At 36.5% G+C, this 18,703-nt stretch carries 21 protein-coding genes; 20 read left to right on the top strand and 1 reads right to left on the bottom strand.

What is annotated here, in order from left to right; genetic code table 11:
- Nucleotides 1-261 precede the first annotated feature (261 nt).
- Nucleotides 262-396: a YpzI family protein gene (locus tag PQF83_RS02270; RefSeq protein WP_000513898.1), complete on the bottom strand. Its 135-nt coding sequence runs from the start codon at nt 394-396 to the stop codon at nt 262-264.
- 116 nt (nt 397-512) lie between these two features.
- Here PQF83_RS02270 and PQF83_RS02275 point away from each other — a divergent pair, with 116 nt between their 5' ends.
- The 20 genes from PQF83_RS02275 to PQF83_RS02375 all read left to right on the top strand — a co-directional run bounded on the left by PQF83_RS02275 (nt 513) and on the right by PQF83_RS02375 (nt 18,629).
- Complete coding sequence (locus PQF83_RS02275; protein ID WP_000399224.1) at nt 513-1,124, top strand: YphA family membrane protein; 612 nt, start codon at nt 513-515, stop codon at nt 1,122-1,124.
- Nucleotides 1,117-2,010: a YIEGIA family protein gene (locus tag PQF83_RS02280; protein ID WP_000575282.1), complete on the top strand. Its 894-nt coding sequence runs from the start codon at nt 1,117-1,119 to the stop codon at nt 2,008-2,010. Before PQF83_RS02275 ends, PQF83_RS02280 begins: the two co-directional genes overlap by 8 nt.
- The gene (locus PQF83_RS02285) at nt 2,007-2,192 is read left to right on the top strand and encodes a capping complex subunit for YIEGIA (RefSeq protein ID WP_000979054.1); all 186 of its coding nucleotides are present in this window, start codon (nt 2,007-2,009) and stop codon (nt 2,190-2,192) included. The genes PQF83_RS02280 and PQF83_RS02285 overlap by 4 nt, the downstream gene beginning before the upstream one ends.
- Before the next feature lie 124 nt (nt 2,193-2,316).
- On the top strand, nt 2,317-3,627 hold the full coding sequence (der, locus tag PQF83_RS02290) for a ribosome biogenesis GTPase Der (protein WP_001125893.1): 1,311 nt from the start codon (nt 2,317-2,319) through the stop codon (nt 3,625-3,627).
- A gap of 18 nt (nt 3,628-3,645) precedes the next feature.
- The gene (locus PQF83_RS02295) at nt 3,646-4,668 is read left to right on the top strand and encodes an NAD(P)H-dependent glycerol-3-phosphate dehydrogenase (RefSeq protein ID WP_000161776.1); all 1,023 of its coding nucleotides are present in this window, start codon (nt 3,646-3,648) and stop codon (nt 4,666-4,668) included.
- A gap of 114 nt (nt 4,669-4,782) precedes the next feature.
- Nucleotides 4,783-5,034 carry a stage VI sporulation protein F gene (locus PQF83_RS02300; RefSeq protein WP_000369754.1) on the top strand — a complete coding sequence of 84 codons (252 nt, stop codon included), beginning with the start codon at nt 4,783-4,785 and terminating at the stop codon, nt 5,032-5,034.
- 267 nt (nt 5,035-5,301) lie between these two features.
- Entirely contained in the window at nt 5,302-5,505 is a 204-nt protein-coding gene (locus tag PQF83_RS02305; RefSeq protein ID WP_001288998.1) for a DUF2768 domain-containing protein, read from the top strand.
- A gap of 48 nt (nt 5,506-5,553) precedes the next feature.
- Nucleotides 5,554-6,267 carry a hypothetical protein gene (locus PQF83_RS02310; RefSeq protein ID WP_000755470.1) on the top strand — a complete coding sequence of 238 codons (714 nt, stop codon included), beginning with the start codon at nt 5,554-5,556 and terminating at the stop codon, nt 6,265-6,267.
- Nucleotides 6,268-6,510: 243 nt separating this feature from the next.
- Nucleotides 6,511-7,989, top strand: a complete 1,479-nt coding sequence (spoIVA, locus tag PQF83_RS02315; RefSeq protein WP_000416519.1) for a stage IV sporulation protein A — start codon at nt 6,511-6,513, stop codon at nt 7,987-7,989.
- Between the two features lie 297 nt (nt 7,990-8,286).
- A complete protein-coding gene (locus tag PQF83_RS02320; protein ID WP_001043860.1) occupies nt 8,287-8,559 on the top strand; it encodes an HU family DNA-binding protein in 273 nt (90 codons plus the stop codon).
- Between the two features lie 120 nt (nt 8,560-8,679).
- Nucleotides 8,680-9,249: a GTP cyclohydrolase I FolE gene (gene folE, locus PQF83_RS02325; protein WP_001151482.1), complete on the top strand. Its 570-nt coding sequence runs from the start codon at nt 8,680-8,682 to the stop codon at nt 9,247-9,249.
- Nucleotides 9,250-9,462: 213 nt separating this feature from the next.
- Nucleotides 9,463-10,212: a heptaprenyl diphosphate synthase component 1 gene (locus tag PQF83_RS02330; RefSeq protein WP_002163716.1), complete on the top strand. Its 750-nt coding sequence runs from the start codon at nt 9,463-9,465 to the stop codon at nt 10,210-10,212.
- Nucleotides 10,213-10,241: 29 nt separating this feature from the next.
- Nucleotides 10,242-10,955, top strand: coding sequence for a 2-heptaprenyl-1,4-naphthoquinone methyltransferase (gene menG / locus PQF83_RS02335; RefSeq protein WP_001187667.1), 714 nt, complete (start codon nt 10,242-10,244; stop codon nt 10,953-10,955).
- Between the two features lie 31 nt (nt 10,956-10,986).
- The gene (gene hepT, locus PQF83_RS02340) at nt 10,987-11,949 is read left to right on the top strand and encodes a heptaprenyl diphosphate synthase component II (protein ID WP_000776082.1); all 963 of its coding nucleotides are present in this window, start codon (nt 10,987-10,989) and stop codon (nt 11,947-11,949) included.
- 124 nt (nt 11,950-12,073) lie between these two features.
- Nucleotides 12,074-12,520: a nucleoside-diphosphate kinase gene (ndk, locus tag PQF83_RS02345; RefSeq protein WP_000415887.1), complete on the top strand. Its 447-nt coding sequence runs from the start codon at nt 12,074-12,076 to the stop codon at nt 12,518-12,520.
- A gap of 270 nt (nt 12,521-12,790) precedes the next feature.
- Nucleotides 12,791-13,963, top strand: a complete 1,173-nt coding sequence (gene aroC, locus PQF83_RS02350) for a chorismate synthase (RefSeq protein ID WP_001269362.1) — start codon at nt 12,791-12,793, stop codon at nt 13,961-13,963.
- Nucleotides 13,963-15,060 carry a 3-dehydroquinate synthase gene (gene aroB / locus PQF83_RS02355; protein ID WP_000526830.1) on the top strand — a complete coding sequence of 366 codons (1,098 nt, stop codon included), beginning with the start codon at nt 13,963-13,965 and terminating at the stop codon, nt 15,058-15,060. The genes aroC and aroB overlap by 1 nt, the downstream gene beginning before the upstream one ends.
- A gap of 120 nt (nt 15,061-15,180) precedes the next feature.
- Nucleotides 15,181-16,293, top strand: a complete 1,113-nt coding sequence (gene hisC / locus PQF83_RS02360; RefSeq protein WP_001264036.1) for a histidinol-phosphate transaminase — start codon at nt 15,181-15,183, stop codon at nt 16,291-16,293.
- 463 nt (nt 16,294-16,756) lie between these two features.
- Nucleotides 16,757-18,019: a tetratricopeptide repeat protein gene (locus PQF83_RS02370; protein WP_001168676.1), complete on the top strand. Its 1,263-nt coding sequence runs from the start codon at nt 16,757-16,759 to the stop codon at nt 18,017-18,019.
- Between the two features lie 73 nt (nt 18,020-18,092).
- A complete protein-coding gene (locus PQF83_RS02375; RefSeq protein WP_001095923.1) occupies nt 18,093-18,629 on the top strand; it encodes a ReoY family proteolytic degradation factor in 537 nt (178 codons plus the stop codon).
- Nucleotides 18,630-18,703 lie beyond the last annotated feature (74 nt).

Here is an 18,703-nt window from a genome sequence, read left to right on the forward strand (position 1 = left end):
GAGGGATGGAATTGATATTCTAGAAAAATGAAATAATTCCTATATATAAACAGTATCTTGTAAAATTTGCGACTGAGAAATGTAGATAATGTGCCATTGAATTATTGCAGAAGGTTTAATTTTTCTAAGAAAAATAGGTATGGATAAAAATAAAGTTTAGAAAGATTTGTATGTGAAATGTTATTTCAATATGAATAGAAATTATGAAGAAATATGTAAAAGACGGTTTCGTACAATATCGAAACCGTCTTTTTGTATTCATTAGTGCTGATTCTGTTTTCGAGCTTGCTCAGGTGTATCAAGTCCAGTTGCACCCGGATATTGTAGTGATTGGTCACGATCAGATTCAACGCGGCGAGATTCTCTTAGTTTTTTTTCTTGACGATCTTTACCCATAATGAATAGCACCTCCTTATTAAAAGTGTTGCTGTTATATGAAAAAACTATGCGCGAAGAAAGTGGATTAACTTTCATAAAAAGTTCCCATAATGGAAAACATAGGAGGTGAAATGATGGAAGGGAGTACTTTTTATTTTGTAGCCTGGATAGGGTGGATTGTCGTAACATTTTTTATGAAAAAGGACTCTATTCGGTGGAAGATAAGCGCCTGTATATTGATTTTTATTATTTGTTCTCCGTTACATGTAACGATTGCTTCATTTACGGTATCAGTAAATGCACTTTTACTTTCTGGTATAGCTTTTATAGGACTCACGCTCTATTCTATTTGGAAAAAATTATATAGCTTACTTTCGGCACTTATTATTGCAATGTTATATACAAGTTTTCATTTGTTAGAAGTATATGATCCAATTTGGATTGTGGTGGACAGGTTATTTTTGTTAAGTAGTGCTCTTGTATATGCATCCGTTTTATTACATGAGGATCGCATATTACGACTATGTTCTCTTTATATAGGAATGTTACAGGGAGAATTGTTTGTGACAATTATTTTTCGGAAACTGCATTTTCCTTACGATTACGGTAGTTTAGCGTTTTTTGATATCGTTGCTGTTTCTACATTATTCATGGCAATTTTATTTTGGATTGCGAAAGTCTCCGTACACATGGAACAGTTTAAGAGGAAAACACGTAAAAGAAAGGCGAGGGTAATACATGATTGAATATACACCGGCCATTTTATGCGGCGTAATAGCAGGGACAGTAACGAGAGTGCTCATGCTTCGGACAGATACCCGGCAATATCCGACGAGGCTCCACGGGAAAATTATTCATATTGCGATGGGGTTAATTGCGGCGGCTTTAGGAGCGATTGCGATTCCGTCTATATTGAAAAAAGATTTTTCTGCCATTACGTTTCTTACGCTAGCAGCAACACAGTTTCGTGATGTGCGTAATATGGAAAGAAATACATTGCAACAATTAGATGGTTATGAGCTTGTACCACGTGGGAATACATATATTGAAGGAATTGCATTAGTTTTTGAAAGTCGCAACTATTTGGCGATGTTAACGTCGTTTGTAACGACGTTTGCTTATATAGGGTTCCGTTCATGGATTGCTGGAGTCGTTATGGCTATCATCGCATTTTTTATCGCGAAAACATTAATGTCTGGTAAGAGGTTGCATGATCTTGTTGATATCGAGCATGTTCCACTTCGTTTTGAAGGAGCGGGGCTGTATATTGATAATATTTACATTATGAATATTGGATTGCCAGCAAGACAAGAGGAAATTATGAAGTATGGAATGGGTTTTATTTTAAGACCGAAATCAATTGATGCGATGGTGACAATCTCTAACTTAGGACAACGACAAGCTATTTTACATGATGTTTCTGTTGCTTTAGGGATTTATAGAGATTCTGGTACGCCGGCACTTGCGCCGCTAGCAAAGCGTGATTTAGAGGATGGCAGGGTTGGAATCTTTGTCTTACCACAAGATCAAGATGTGGAGAAAGCAATAGGTGTCATAGGGAACGTGCCGACGTTAGAAAGTGCTGTTCATATGTCATCGGAAGCCCCGAAAGGAAGGGGAGATAAGAGATGATGTTAGAAAGTGTAATTCTTGCAGTTATTACAACGACTCCGGAGAAATTTGCTGGTGGTGCCCCTCTGTTTACTTGTGAATCGACAGAGGAGTTAGAATTTGTTGCAAATAATTTAGAGGCAATTCTAGATGGCATTGCGCATCGCTTACAAGAGAATGTATATATTATTGTGAAACATTAGCAACGTGTGTTATAATGTGAGGTGTTTTGATACGCTGAGAAATATTCTGGAATGCAAATCCCTTCTTGCACAAAGAAGGGTTTTTTACATAATAAACAGAAGCAAGTTGAAAGGATGAAAGTATATGCCGAAACCAGTAATAGCAATAGTAGGCCGCCCGAACGTAGGGAAATCTACTATTTTCAATAGAATTGTTGGAGAGAGAGTTTCAATTGTAGAAGATATTCCAGGTGTAACGCGCGATCGTATTTATAGCGCTGGAGAATGGTTAAATCATGAATTTAACATTATTGATACAGGTGGAATTGATATTGGAGACGAGCCATTTTTGACACAAATTCGTCAACAAGCTGAAGTGGCAATTGATGAAGCGGATGTTATCATTTTTATGACAAATGGTCGTGACGGTGTAACAGCAGCTGATGAAGAAGTTGCGAAAATATTATATCGTTCAAATAAACCGGTTGTACTTGCAGTAAATAAAGTGGACAATCCGGAAATGCGCAGTGACATTTATGATTTCTATGCATTAGGATTTGGTGAGCCATTCCCAATTTCAGGTACACACGGATTAGGATTAGGTGACTTATTAGACGAAGCTGCACAGCATTTTCCAAAGATTGAAGAAGACGGATATGATGAAGATACAATTCGTTTCTCTTTAATTGGACGTCCAAACGTAGGGAAATCATCACTTGTAAATGCTCTTCTTGGTCAAGAGCGTGTAATTGTTAGTAATGTAGCAGGAACAACTCGTGATGCTGTCGATACACCATATAGTAAAGATGGAAAAGATTATGTAATTATCGATACAGCTGGTATGCGTAAAAAAGGGAAAGTGTATGAAAGTACAGAAAAGTATAGTGTACTTCGTGCACTAAGAGCGATTGAACGTTCTGACGTTGTTTTAGTCGTTTTAGACGGTGAAGAAGGAATTATTGAACAAGATAAAAAAATCGCTGGATACGCTCATGATTCAGGACGAGCTGTCGTGATCGTTGTAAACAAATGGGACGCAGTGAAAAAAGATGAGAAAACAATGAAAGCATTTGAAGAAAACATCCGTGCTCATTTCCAATTTTTAGAGTATGCACCGATTGTATTCTTATCTGCAAAAACGAGAAAACGTACACAAACGTTAATACCGGTTATCGATGAGGTAAATGAAAGCCATAGTATCCGTATTCAAACGAATGTATTAAATGATGTAATTATGGATGCGGTAGCGATGAATCCAACGCCAACGCATAATGGTAGTCGTCTGAAGATTTTCTATGCAACACAAGTTGCGGTAAAACCACCAACATTTGTTGTGTTTGTAAACGATCCAGAACTATTGCACTTCTCATATGAGCGCTTCTTAAAGAATCGTTTACGTGAATCATTCGGCTTTGTAGGAACACCGATTCACATTATCGCTAGAGCAAGAGACTAATGGAGAGGATGTGATTTTATGACAAAAATCACAGTAGTTGGAGCAGGTAGCTGGGGAACAGCGTTAGCGATGGTATTAGCTGACAATGGGCATGATGTACGTATTTGGGGAAATCGTTCTGAACTTATGGATGAGATTAATACAAAACATGAGAATAGTCGATATCTCCCAGGAATTACATTGCCAAGCACAATCGTAGCCTACTCTTCTTTAGAAGAAGCATTAGTAGATGTAAATGTAGTACTTCTTGTAGTACCAACGAAAGCGTATAGAGAAGTACTGCAAGATATGAAGAAATATGTAGCGGGCCCGACTACTTGGATTCATGCAAGTAAAGGAATTGAACCTGGTACGTCAAAACGTATTTCGGAAGTGATTGAGGAAGAAATTCCAGAGGACTTGATTAAAGATGTTGTTGTACTGTCTGGACCGAGTCATGCTGAAGAAGTAGGGTTGCGTCAAGCGACAACTGTTACGTCTGCAGCAAAGCGTATGGAAGCGGCTGAGGAAGTACAAGATTTGTTTATGAATAGTTACTTCCGTGTATACACAAATCCAGATATCGTTGGAGTTGAACTTGGTGGTGCGTTAAAAAATATTATCGCATTAGCTGCTGGGATAACTGATGGTCTTGGATTAGGGGATAATGCGAAAGCGGCATTAATGACGCGTGGTTTAACGGAGATTGCTCGTTTAGGAAGAAAAATGGGTGGAAATCCGTTAACGTTTGCTGGACTAACTGGTATGGGTGACTTAATTGTAACTTGTACAAGTGTTCATAGCCGAAATTGGCGTGCTGGAAATATGCTTGGAAAAGGACACTCTTTAGAAGAAGTGTTAGAAAGTATGGGTATGGTTGTCGAAGGTGTAAGAACAACGAAAGCTGCTCATGAATTGGCAGAAAAAATGGAAGTAGAAATGCCGATTACAGCTGCTTTATATGATGTGCTATTCAATGGGAATAATGTAAAAGATGCAGTAGGCTCATTAATGGGGCGTGTTCGAAAACACGAAGTGGAAGCTATACCTGACTTACTTTAAAGAAAAGCGACAGAAGTACATTTGTACTTCTGTCGCTTTTTATTTTTTGGGTCTTTTCACCATTTTTTTATTTTTGCATAGGATGAAGAGTAACTTGAGGAGAGGGTGAAAAGAATGGATAACAACATTTTTAATAACATTGAAAAAGAAGCGAAAGTGAATAAAGAAGATATTTTTAAATTAGCATCATCGGTACAAAATGCGAATTTACGTGATGAGACTGTACTTCGTCAATTGATTCATCAGGTGGCTCTTATGGCAGGACGTGAAGTGCCGAAAGAACAAGAGGATCAAATTGTAAAAGCGATTATTAACAATAATATGCCGACAGATTTTGGCTCGTTAAGCAAAATGTTTAAAAAATAAAATATGAGAAACAAAGAGTTTGTAAATTGCATATGATAGCCATGAAAGTATGGGAATAGAGCTGTTTTGGGCATATTTGGTCAACCGAAGCGAGAGATATGCTCGCTTCGGTTTTATTTTTATCTAGACTGGTGGAAAATGCTGAAAAACCTATTGATTAAAACTACATATTCTCGATTTGTAGTAAAATGTTCTTTTTTGTATTTGTTTAAAGATTTTAATTTGTTAAAATAGTATAAAAATAGATTAATAAAAAGGGGTGTGTATATGTCGGAAGGGCTTATAAAAATGTGGTTTGCTTTAGGGGCAATTGGATTTATGTTTTTTGCAGTAAGTTTTATTTTACTAAGCAGATATAAAATAAAGAATAAAGTTTTGAAAGGGATTACAGCATTGGTAGCGTACACCCTCATGATTGTGTCAGGAATTGTTATTTTTCTTGTTGTATTTAGTGGTCCTGTACAGCAGTAAAGGGCATGGTACGGAGCGAGTTATATTAGTATGAAAAGGTGATTACTAGTGAAAAAAGTCCATATTATTTTAATATTTTGTTGTATGAGCATTTTAACAGGGTGTCTGTATCCAAAAGAAAATATGAAACAAAATGCTGTTCCTTATGAAGATCAGCTACAAGTCGTTCAAAAAGCTGTTGCGACATTTAAGGAGCAAAATGACGGGATATTGCCAATTAAGACGCGGGATATGAATACGCCTATTTATCAAAAATACCCAATCGATTTTCAAAAGATTTCTCCGCGTTACATACAAGAAGCACCAGGGAATGCCTATGAAAGCGGGGGAGTATATCAATACGTATTAATAGACGTTGAAACAAACCCAACAGTAAAATTAATTGATGTGAGGATGGCTGAACAAATTCAGCAATTATCATTAAAGCTGAGGATGTATCGAGATGAACATCAATATCCACCTTTTAAAAAGGTAATTTCAGATGGTGTGTATGAATTAGATTTCAAAAAACTTGGATATAAAGATGTACCGCAAGTGACAAGTCCATATTCTGGTAAAGGCCTTCCTTTTGTAATTAATGAGAAGGGAGAAATTTATGTTGATTATAGAATCGACTTATATGAAGCATTGAAAAAAAATGAAGGGCAATTTAAGGAGGGGGAAGATATTCGAAATATACTTTCGAAAGATTCTCCGTTTGTACCTGCGTATTCTTTACCGTATACGGTAAAGAGTGGAGAACCAATTTTTTTAAAATCATAAGTCATGAACCTTTCTTTTAGTGAATAAGTTCTAGAAGAAAGGTTTTTTATGTTACACAACTTGCGATGCAAACAAAAGGTATTTTTTTAATAGTCATATGAAATTGGACAAAATTATATGATATATTGTCCGAACTTCTAGAATACCATTATATTATATCAGATATTATAGGCAACGTTAGAGAAGGTATTAGTTGACTATAAACGTGGAATTATTCCCAAAAATATTGAGGGAGGGAATCACTTGGAAAAGGTAGATATTTTTAAAGATATTGCGGAACGCACAGGCGGTGATATTTATTTTGGAGTTGTAGGAGCTGTTCGAACAGGGAAATCAACATTCATTAAAAAATTTATGGAACTTGTAGTTATTCCTAATATTGAAAATGAGTCTGACCGTCAAAGAGCGCAGGATGAACTACCTCAAAGTGCTGCTGGCCGTACAATTATGACGACGGAACCGAAATTTGTTCCAAACCAAGCGGTTTCTATCGAAGTAGATGAAGGTCTTGAAGTGAATATTCGATTAGTAGATTGCGTCGGATATACTGTTCCAGGAGCAAAAGGTTATGAAGATGAGAATGGCCCGCGCATGATTAATACTCCTTGGTATGAAGAACCTATTCCATTCCATGAAGCTGCAGAAATCGGAACACGTAAAGTAATTCAAGAACATTCAACAATTGGTGTTGTAATTACAACAGATGGAACGATTGGTGAAATTCCAAGAAGAGATTATATAGAGGCAGAAGAACGCGTCGTAAATGAGCTAAAAGAAGTCGGAAAACCTTTCATTATGATCATTAACACTGTACAGCCGTATCATCCAGATACAGAGCAATTGCGCCAAAGCTTATCTGAAGAATATGATATCCCAGTCATTGCGATGAGTGTTGAAAGTTTAAGAGAAACAGATGTATACAATGTACTTCGAGAGGCGTTATTCGAGTTCCCTGTTTTAGAAGTGAATGTGAACCTTCCGAGCTGGGTAATGGTGCTAAATGAAGGGCATTGGTTACGCCAAAGTTATCAAGAAGCCGTTCAAGAGACTGTGAAGGATATAAAACGTCTTCGTGATGTAGACCGTGTCGTATGGCAGTTTAGTCAGTATGAATTTATTGATCGAGCGAGCCTAGCTGGCATTGATATGGGGCAAGGCGTAGCAGAGATTGATTTATATGCACCAGATGAATTATATGATCAAATTTTAAAAGAAGTAGTAGGAGTAGAAATTCGAGGGAAAGATCATTTATTGAAGCTTATGCTCGATTTATCTCATGCGAAAATAGAATACGATCAAGTGGCGGATGCTCTGCGTATGGTCAAACAAACAGGATATGGTGTAGCGGCGCCTGCGTTAGCTGACATGAGTTTAGATGAACCAGAAATTATTCGTCACGGTTCAAGATTTGGTGTGAAATTAAAAGCTGTAGCTCCATCTATTCATATGATTAAAGTAGATGTGGAGTCTACGTTTGAGCCAATCATTGGTACGGAAAAACAAAGTGAAGAACTAGTTCGTTACTTAATGCAAGATTTTGAAGATGATCCATTATCAATTTGGAATTCTGATATATTTGGACGTTCACTGAGTTCTATTGTTCGGGAAGGCATTCAAGCGAAACTATCTTTAATGCCAGAAAATGCGAGATATAAATTAAAAGAAACGCTAGAAAGAATTATTAATGAAGGATCTGGCGGATTAATTGCGATTATATTATAAGAAAAAATCCCTCTCATCGTAGAGGGATTTTTTAATTTTCGCATATAGAATAGGAAAATAAACAGCTATTATCTAATATATTGTTGTAAATTGTCAAGTTTCATCAGATTTTCACATTTTAAGAGTAACAATTTCCTTAAAAATATTGAATTATAAAGGAGAATCGTATAATATAGGCGTTGATAATGATTTATCTACATCTTTGTAGTATAGAATTTGCAAAAATTGCCTACAAATGAAAGTAAGACTCATTTTATGATCATTATACAGTCTTATCTTTGGGAGGAGGTGAATGGCATGAACAAGACAGATTTAATCAATGCTGTTGCAGAAGCAAGTTCCCTTTCTAAAAAGGACGCAACAAAAGCAGTAGACGCTGTTTTTGATTCTATCTTAGAAGCTTTAAAACAAGGTGATAAAGTACAACTGATCGGATTCGGTAACTTCGAAGTTCGTGAGCGTGCGGCTCGTAAAGGTCGTAACCCACAAACAGGTGAGGAGATTGAAATCGCTGCAAGTAAAGTACCTGCATTCAAACCTGGTAAAGCGTTAAAAGATGCGGTTAAATAATCCTTACATATTAACAGGGAAGAAGAGTTTCCTTTTTGGAAACTCTTCTTTTTGCTTTTAAAAACATAAATATGCTAGAATGTGTTCGTATCACTTTTAGGTTTTCGGGAGGGCTAGCGGATGGCAAAAGTTAATTTAGAACAAATTGAACATGCAGTACGCCTTATTTTAGAGGCAATTGGAGATGATCCTAATCGAGAGGGAGTACTTGATACACCAAAGCGTGTTGCAAAAATGTACGCAGAAGTGTTCTCAGGTATGCATGAAGATCCGAAAGAACATTTACACAAAGTGTTCGGAGAAGATCATGAGGAGCTTGTACTAGTAAAAGATATACCGTTTTATTCGATGTGTGAGCATCATTTAGTTCCATTCTATGGAGTTGCTCACGTTGCATATATTCCGCAAGGCGGAAAAGTGACAGGGTTAAGTAAATTAGCTCGTACTGTAGATACAATTGCACGTCGTCCACAACTGCAAGAACGTATTACATCAACGGTAGCGAACTCTATTATGGAAGTACTAGAGCCGCATGGTGTAATGGTAGTAGTAGAAGCGGAACATATGTGTATGACGATGCGCGGTGTGAAAAAGCCAGGTGCAAAAACAGTAACAACAGCAGTACGTGGTGTGCTAGAAAATGATGCTGCAGCACGTAGTGAAATTTTATCTTTTATTAAAACGAAGTAAAGAAAAGTGGGAAACTGCTTTTCTTTTTTTTTTTTTGTAAATAAATGATATAGTTTTAGCGAGGCAGAGTGAGAATAGAAAGATTACTTAAAAGAATAGAAGATGTTATGTAGTTCGGTAGAAGTTTGGAAAGAGTAGCCAAGTTTTGGTTATAGAAAATAGAGTGTATGTGTTATAATAAGTTTTATGAATTAGAAAACAAGGGTGATTTTTGTGTGTGACATCTACGGAGGGTATGCGGGTATAAGAGAGAAATTGATGGTGAAATTACGCCATCCTTATTTTATAAACTATATTGAAGAACCATTTATTGATGAAGAGAAAATCGCATTGTTATATGGTGCTTTAAAAGGTGCAAATTTACATATAGAACAAATTGAGCATTATGTAGTGACGATTATGCTTGTGCAAATTGCGCTTGATACACATGAAAGAGTATCAAATAAAGCAGGGGAAGAAGCGAATGAATCGCATAAGCGTCGCCAGTTAACAGTGCTTGCTGGTGATTACTATAGCGGGTTATATTATTACTTATTGTCTATGAATCGTGATATTGTTTTAATTCGTGCGCTTGCTGAAGGAATTAAAGAAATTAATGAACACAAAATAATGTTATATCAAAAAGCGCATAAAACGGTGGATGACATAATGGAGAGTGTAGTAATGATTGAGTCTGCACTGTTGCAAAAAACATGTGATCATTTTCATTTAGCGCATTGGAAGCCGTTTATAACATATGTACTAGGGAAAAATCGTCTCCAAAAAGAATGTGAACTACATGTTAATAAACAACATTCACCTGTTTTTCAAGCTGTTCAAGGGATTGTGAACGATAAAGCAGATGCAGAAACAGTTATGAATGGATGGATGATGAAACTTAGGAAGAAAGAAAATCAATTTTTAGAAAATCACACAGATATAAGCGAAATAAACTCTGTGTTAAGAGATACATCGAAGACATAAGCAATTTTACATTGGAAGAAGGTACGAGCATGCAACAATCAAAAGAAGAAAGAGTACATGATGTATTTGAGAAAATCTCTGATAAATACGATGTGATGAATTCTGTAATTAGTTTTCAAAGACATAAAGCGTGGCGCAAAGAGACGATGCGCATTATGGATGTAAAACCAGGTAGTAAAGCGCTTGATGTATGTTGCGGAACAGCGGACTGGACAATTGCGCTAGCTGGAGCAGTGGGTGAACAGGGCAAGGTTGTTGGTTTAGACTTCAGCGAAAATATGTTATCTGTTGGTAAGCAAAAGGTAGAGGCGTTACAATTAAAACAAGTAGAACTTCTGCACGGGAATGCAATGGAACTTCCATTTGAAGATAACACGTTTGATTATGTAACGATTGGATTTGGTTTACGTAATGTACCGGATTATATGCACGTATTAAAAGAAATGACGCGTGTAGTAAAACCAGGTGGAAAAGTAATTTGTTTAGAAACATCTCAACCAACAATGATTGGTTTTCGACAAGGTTATATTTTATACTTTAAATATATCATGCCGTTATTTGGAAAGTTATTTGCGAAAAGTTATAAAGAATATTCATGGCTACAAGAATCTGCTAGTACATTCCCAGGTATGAAAGAATTGGCTAATATGTTCGAAAAAGCTGGACTTGAACGTGTGCAAGTGAAGCCATTTACTTTTGGGGTAGCAGCGATGCATTTAGGCATGAAACCAGAATCAAAATAGAAAAAAGAAGTTTTAGGTTAAGGTGAACAATATGAAGTTACAACTTATGTACTCTTTTTTACGATCGGATATTAATGTGATAGAAAAAGAATTAAAAAAGACAGTTGCTTCTGAACAGCCATTAGTAGAAGAGGCGGCATTACAACTTATTGAAGCTGGTGGGAAGCGAATTCGTCCTGTATTTGTGTTGCTTGCGGGGAAATTTGGAGATTATAAGTTAGATGCAATTAAGCATGTAGCTGTTGCGTTAGAACTTATTCATATGGCTTCTCTTGTTCACGATGATGTTATTGATGCTGCGTTTTTACGACGTGGTAGTGCAACTGTGAATGCGAAATGGGGAGATCGTATTGCAATGTATACAGGGGACTATTTATTCGCTAAGTCTCTTGAATGTATAACGAATATTGAAATTCCAGAGGCGCATCAGGCGCTATCGCATACCATTTTAGAAGTTTGTAAAGGTGAAATCGAACAAATTAAAGATAAGTATAACTATGACCAAAATTTAAGAACATATTTAAGAAGAATAAAGCGAAAAACCGCTTTATTAATTGCTGCAAGTTGCCAACTAGGAGCGATTGCTGCTGGCGCTAATCGTGATACGGTAAGCCGTCTGTTTTGGTATGGCTATTTCGTAGGGATGTCGTATCAAATTATTGATGACATTTTAGACTTCGTTTCTACAGAAGAGAAACTTGGAAAACCTGCTGGAGGCGATTTATTGCAAGGAAACATTACGCTTCCTGCCTTATATGCTATGGAAGATCCAATCCTTTGTAAGAAAATCAGATCTGTACATGAAAATACAACAGCGGACGAAATGAAAGAAATTATTGAAGCTGTAAAGAATAGTGCTGCTATTGATAAAGCATTTGCGTTTAGTGAACGTTATTTACATAAAGCATTAGAAATGATAAAACCACTCCCACGTGGACAAGCAAAGTATGCATTACAAAATGTAGCAAAGTATATTGGAAAACGAAAATTTTAGTGTTTTTTCTAAAAAATAAAATAATCTCTCTATTTCAAAACTATTGCACAATTGTGATAAGGGTGTTAATATGTGTGTGGGGATATACAATTACATACATAATTCAGAAGTGGAGAGATTTTTTATGGAAAAAACATTTCTAATGGTTAAACCAGACGGTGTACAACGTGCCTTCATTGGGGAAATTGTAGCTCGTTTTGAGAAGAAGGGCTTTCAATTAGTTGGTGCAAAATTAATGCAAGTCACTCCAGAAATCGCTGGACAACACTATGCTGAGCACACAGAAAAACCTTTCTTTGGTGAATTAGTAGACTTTATTACATCTGGTCCTGTATTCGCAATGGTATGGCAAGGTGAAGGTGTAGTAGATACAGCTCGTAACATGATGGGTAAAACAAGACCACATGAAGCAGCTCCTGGAACAATTCGTGGAGATTTCGGTGTAACTGTTGCAAAAAACATTATCCATGGTTCTGATTCGTTAGAAAGTGCAGAGCGCGAGATTGGTATTTTCTTTAAGGAAGAAGAATTAGTTGACTACTCAAAATTAATGAATGAATGGATTTACTAATTATTTTGAAATAATTTGTAAACGCTTTAATCACTGTGATAATAGTAGAAAGTGCAAGGAGAATAGGGGTATTCTTCTTGCACTTTTTTTATTTCTATTAGTTACGAAGTTAGAGCTGTTATGATATATTGATATGTAAAGTAAAGGCCTATCGGAGAATAAGCGAATGGCTGATGTATGAATAACTCTTTCATATTTTTAGAGTAATGAAAGATAAAATTATTGCTTAATATAGCGAGATAAATACATATACGAAAAGAGGAATAACGTATGCGATATATTACAGCTGGTGAATCTCATGGTCCACAACTTACAACGATTATAGAAGGTGTTCCAGCCGGACTACCATTAGTAGCGGATGATATAAATGAAGAGTTAGCTAGAAGGCAAAAGGGATATGGGCGTGGTAGACGCATGCAAATTGAAACAGATCAAGTGCAAATTGTAAGTGGTGTTAGACATGGAGAGACATTAGGTTCTCCAATTGCACTTGTTGTTGAAAACCGTGATTTTGCACATTGGACAAAAATTATGGGTGCAGAGCCGTTAACGGAACAAGAAGAAAAAGAAATGAAAAGGAAAGTAACAAAACCAAGACCTGGACATGCTGATTTAAATGGTGCGATTAAATATGGTCATAGAGATATGAGAAATGTACTGGAACGCTCTTCGGCACGCGAAACGACAGTACGTGTTGCTGCTGGTGCGGTTGCAAAAAAAGTGTTAGCGGAACTTGGTATTGCAGTAGCAGGCCATGTAATTGAAATTGGCGGTGTACAGGCTAAAGAGACTACGTATCGTTCAATTGAAGAATTAAAAAGTATTACAGAAGCATCACCTGTACGCTGTTTAGATGAAGAAGCTGGTAATCAAATGATAAAAGCAATTGATGATGCGAAATCAAATGGTGATTCAATCGGTGGCATCGTGGAAGTAATTGTGGAAGGAATGCCGATTGGAGTAGGCAGCTATGTGCATTATGATCGAAAACTAGATGCAAAATTAGCAGCCGCAATAATGAGCATTAATGCCTTTAAAGGGGTCGAGATTGGAATTGGTTTTGAAGCAGCACATAGACCGGGTAGCGAAGTTCATGATGAAATTTTGTGGGATGAAGAGCATGGATATACAAGAAGAACAAATAACGCGGGTGGTTTAGAAGGCGGTATGACGACTGGAATGCCAATTGTTGTGCGCGGAGTGATGAAACCGATACCTACACTATATAAACCTCTTCAAAGTGTCGATATTGATACGAAAGAGCCTTTTACAGCAAGTATTGAACGTTCAGATAGTTGTGCTGTTCCAGCAGCTAGTGTCGTTGCGGAAGCGGTTGTAGCTTGGGAATTAGCGACAGCTTTAATAGAACAATTTGGATTAGATCGTATGGACCTTATTCGTGAAAATATTGAGAAACATAATGAATATGCGAGGGGATTTTAATGGGAAACATACATATTCAAACGAAATCAAAAGAATATGATGTATATGTAGGAAAAGAATCGTTGTCACATTTGACAACAATCGTTCAAAACATGCAGCCATCTGTATCAAACATTATGATTATTTCAGATGAGGCTGTTGCACCTTTACATTTACAGACAGTTGTAGATGCGTTGCAAATAGATCAAAAAGTATTTTCATTCGTTGTACCGAGTGGTGAAAAAGAGAAGTCCTTTGAAAATTTCTATGCGGCTCATACGTCAGCTCTTGAAAATAAATTAGATAGAAATTCTTTAATTATCGCACTTGGAGGCGGGATGATTGGAGACTTAGCTGGTTTTGTTGCTGCGTCATTTATGCGTGGAATTCGCTTTGTTCAAGTTCCGACGACTTTATTAGCTCACGATAGCGCGGTAGGTGGGAAAGTAGCAATCAATCATCCGTTAGGTAAAAATATGATAGGTGCATTCCATCAACCGGAAGCAGTTGTATATCATACGCCGTTTTTACAGTCTCTTCCTGAAAAAGAGTGGCGCTCGGGTTATGCAGAAGTGATAAAACATGCTCTAATTGGTGATGTAAAGCTATATCATTGGCTAAAAGAAGAAGTGCAAACATTAGCAGATCTTCGTGATGAGAAATTAATCCACATATTAACGAAGGCAATTCCTGTAAAGGCAAACATTGTAGCGCAAGATGAAACAGAAAAAGGTGTACGTGCTCATTTGAACTTTGGACATACGTTAGGCCATGCTCTAGAAAAAGAACTAGGATATGGAAATATTACTCACGGTGACGGAGTAGCGGTTGGAATGTTATTTGCTATATTCTTAAGTGAGCAGGTGTATAAGGTTAATCTTGCTTATGAAGAGATGAAGCAGTGGTTCTTGAAGTACGGCTATCCAAAAATGCCAAGTGATTTAAGTGTAGAACGCCTCGTCGGGTTGATGAAACAAGATAAGAAAGCGAATGCAGGAACAATTCATATGGTACTTATGCAGGAATATGGGGTAGTGAATGTCGTATCTATTCCTGATGAGACTGTTCATATTGCGTTAGAGGCATTTCAAAAGGATATGGGTATAAGAAGTAGATAACAGCTATGGAGAGCCTATTTAGAAGTATTTTCGTAATAGTGACAGTTATGATAAACGATTATAGTAAGGGAGTATAACCGTATTGTAATCGAATTGAATAAAATGACTGGGGGAAGAAAAATGAGAGTGAAAGAGCAATTGTTAACTTTGAGAGCATATGTGCCTGGGAAAAATATTGAAGAAGTAAAAAGGGAATATGGGTTATCAAAAATTGTGAAATTAGCATCGAACGAAAATCCATTCGGGTGCTCAGCACGCGTAACAGAAGCATTAACTTCTGTAGCGAGTCAATACGCTCTTTATCCAGATGGACATGCCTTTGAACTTCGGACACAAGTAGCAAAACATTTAGGTGTTAAAACGGAACAACTGTTATTTGGTAGTGGATTAGATGAAGTTATTCAAATGATTAGTCGTGCGTTACTACACGAAGGAACAAATGTTGTAATGGCGAATCCAACATTCTCACAATACCATCACCATGCTGTTATTGAAGGAGCAGAAGTTCGTGAAGTACCACTTAAAGATGGCGTTCACGATTTAGATGCGATGTTACAGCAAGTAGATGATCAAACGAAGATTGTATGGATTTGTAACCCGAATAATCCGACAGGTACATATGTAGAAAAACAAAAATTACTTTCATTTTTAGAATCAGTTCCTAAGTCAGCGCTTGTTATTATGGACGAAGCATATTATGAATATGCGGGAGCAGAAGACTATCCGCAAACATTACCACTTCTTGAAAAGTATGAAAATCTTATGGTATTGCGTACGTTTTCAAAAGCATATGGTCTAGCTGCTTTCCGTATCGGATATGCAGTTGGTAATACGGAGTTAATCGGGCAGCTAGAAGTAGCGAGGTTACCATTTAATACATCGACTGTAGCGCAATCTGTAGCACTTGCTGCATTAGAAGATCAAGCATTTTTACAAGAATGTGTGAAAAAGAATGAAGAAGGATTACATCAATATTACGCATTTTGTAAGGAATATAACGTATTCTATTATCCATCTCAAACAAATTTCATTTTCTTAAAACTCGGTATTCCTGGTAATGAAGCTTTTGAACGATTAATGAAAAAAGGATATATTGTTCGTTCTGGTGCTGCATTTGGTATCGATGATGGCATTCGTATTACTGTCGGTTTGAAAGAAGAAAATGATGAAATTATAGAGTTACTGAAAGAACTTGTAAATGAGCAAGTACAGAAAGAGGAAACATATTCTTAAGAGATTGTGAAGGCTCCTATTAGAGGAGTCTTTTTTATCGCATTAAAAAAGTTGAAGTTTAGTAATTAAGTTGTTCTGTAAATCAAGATTGGTATGGCTCGATAATTAGTGGGAGAAGTTATTTGCACGGTCATAAAAGAAAGCGGTACAATAGAAGAAGATAAGAAGGTATCGGTATCATATCCGAACCTTTGAACAATTAACTACTCTGTAAGAAGAAGCATGCTCATTCTAAAGGTTGCGTTCTAACAATGAGTTGCTTATGATAAAGTGAAACTTTAATCAATGGGGGGATGTTTATCCCCCGCTGATTATTAGCCCACACCAATCGGGCTTTTACGGGCAGTTGCCCCCAAAACTAACTTCTTTGCCCTAGCTGAATTTTGAGGTGGGGTCTTACTGCCCGTTAATAGCAGGGTAAATGAACAGAAAAGAATATTTTTTAGAATTAAAGGAGACGTTTATGCAAAAGTTTGAACAAGCTGTTTCATATATTGAAAATGGTGAAGCGGAAAAAGGATTACAATTATTAAAAGAGCAATTAAAAATTGCGAATGATGAAGAGAAGTATGATATTGCTCGCTATTATCATACTCTTGGATTTACGGATGAAGCGTTAGCTATTACAGAAGATTTGCGTTTATTGTATCCAGAGGAAAGTGAATTCACTGTATTTTTAGCAGAATTATATATTGATCTAGATAAAGAAGATGAAGCGATTGAAGTACTTCATGATATTCCGGAAAATGATGATTTATATGTTCAATCGTTATTACTTGTAGCGGATTTATTCCAAATGCAAGGTTTCGATGATGTAGCAGAACAAAAACTATTAAAGGCGAAAGAAATGATGCCTGACGAGCCTGTCATTACGTTTGGATTAGCAGAGTTATATAGTAGTAAAGGTGAAGAACAAAAGGCAATTACTTATTATGAGTCGCTATTAGCGGAGCATAAAGTAATGGGTGGTGTTGTCATTGCACTGCGCCTTGGAGAAACGTTAAGTGCCATTGGAAATTGGGAAGAGGCGATTTCTTACTACGAAGCAGGTTTAGAGGAACAAAAAGATATTCACTCATTATTTGGATATGCATTCACGTTATACCAAGGTGAAGAATACCAAAGAGCAATTGGTGCTTGGCAAGAACTGAAAGAATTAGATCCTGAGTATGCATCTCTTTACATGTATTTAGCGAAAAGCTATGAAAAAGAAGGAATGCTTCAAGAAAGCTATGAAACACTTCATGAAGGAATTAAAGTAGATGAACTTTCTGTACCATTCTATGTAGAATTAGCGAACATTGCAGCGAAATTAGGGAAAATAGCGGAAGCAGAGGAAGTGCTTCAAAAAGCGCTTGAGTTAGATCCAGGACATTTAGGTGCAACATTAAAATATGCATATATCTTAAAGGAACAAGAAAAGTATGAAGAGCTAATTGCCGTTGTAGAGCGTGCTATCGATAGCGGAGAACCAGATACACAACTACTTTGGGATCTTGCGTTTGCAAAAAAACAATTAGAAATGTATTCTGATGCATTAAAACACTATGAAAGTGCATATACTTCTTTTAAGAATCATCCAGACTTCTTGGAAGAGTACGGTTATTTCTTATTGGAAGAAGGTATGCGAAAAGAGGCGAAAGAAGTATTTACTCAGTTAATACAACTAGACCCGACACAAATTCATATTGAAGAATTGTTATATAATTTAGAGGATTTTTCATAAGTTGGAAGGAAACTGAATACCGCTTCTTGAATCTAAAAAGAAAAGAGAAAGACAGAGGAGGGACTTAATTGCTATGAATACCCCTGTTTCTGTAAACGAGAAGAAGGATTTTGTAAAATGGTTTTTGAATAATTACCAACTGAAACAGCGTGAATGTGTATGGATTTTGAATTATTTAATGAGTCACGACCAATTGATGCATAAAGTCCACTTCGTAGAGCATGCAAAATATTGTCCGCGTGGCTTAGTAATGTCCGCGAATTGTGTAAAAGACACACCGTTTCACTTTTTTAAACAAAATGTTATGACAACAGATGCTGAAAAATCGTTTCATGATATTCGTTTAAATCGAGATGAGGATATTTATATTCAACTCAATTTTAAATCATCGTTTCAAAATGCCAATTACGTAGCTGTATTAGAAGAAAACCCATATTTACCAAAGCACATTGAAGTAAATGAAAAAGATCGTTTACTTGCAGAAAGGTTTTTAGAAGAAAGTGTATTTTCTTTTAGAAGAGAACGTCTTTTGAAACAAATTGATGAAGCGCTGGATAAGCAAGATAAGGAAGCGTTTCATAGGTTAACAGCGGAGTTAAAGATGTTATAGAATTCATTTGGATTCATAAAATTTTACAAATTTCAGACTTTTTCAAGAAAAACTACCTTAATATAGGTAGTTTT

The sequence above is a fragment of the Bacillus sp. FF-1 genome, from assembly GCF_028548245.1.
Taxonomy (GTDB): domain Bacteria; phylum Bacillota; class Bacilli; order Bacillales; family Bacillaceae_G; genus Bacillus_A; species Bacillus_A paranthracis.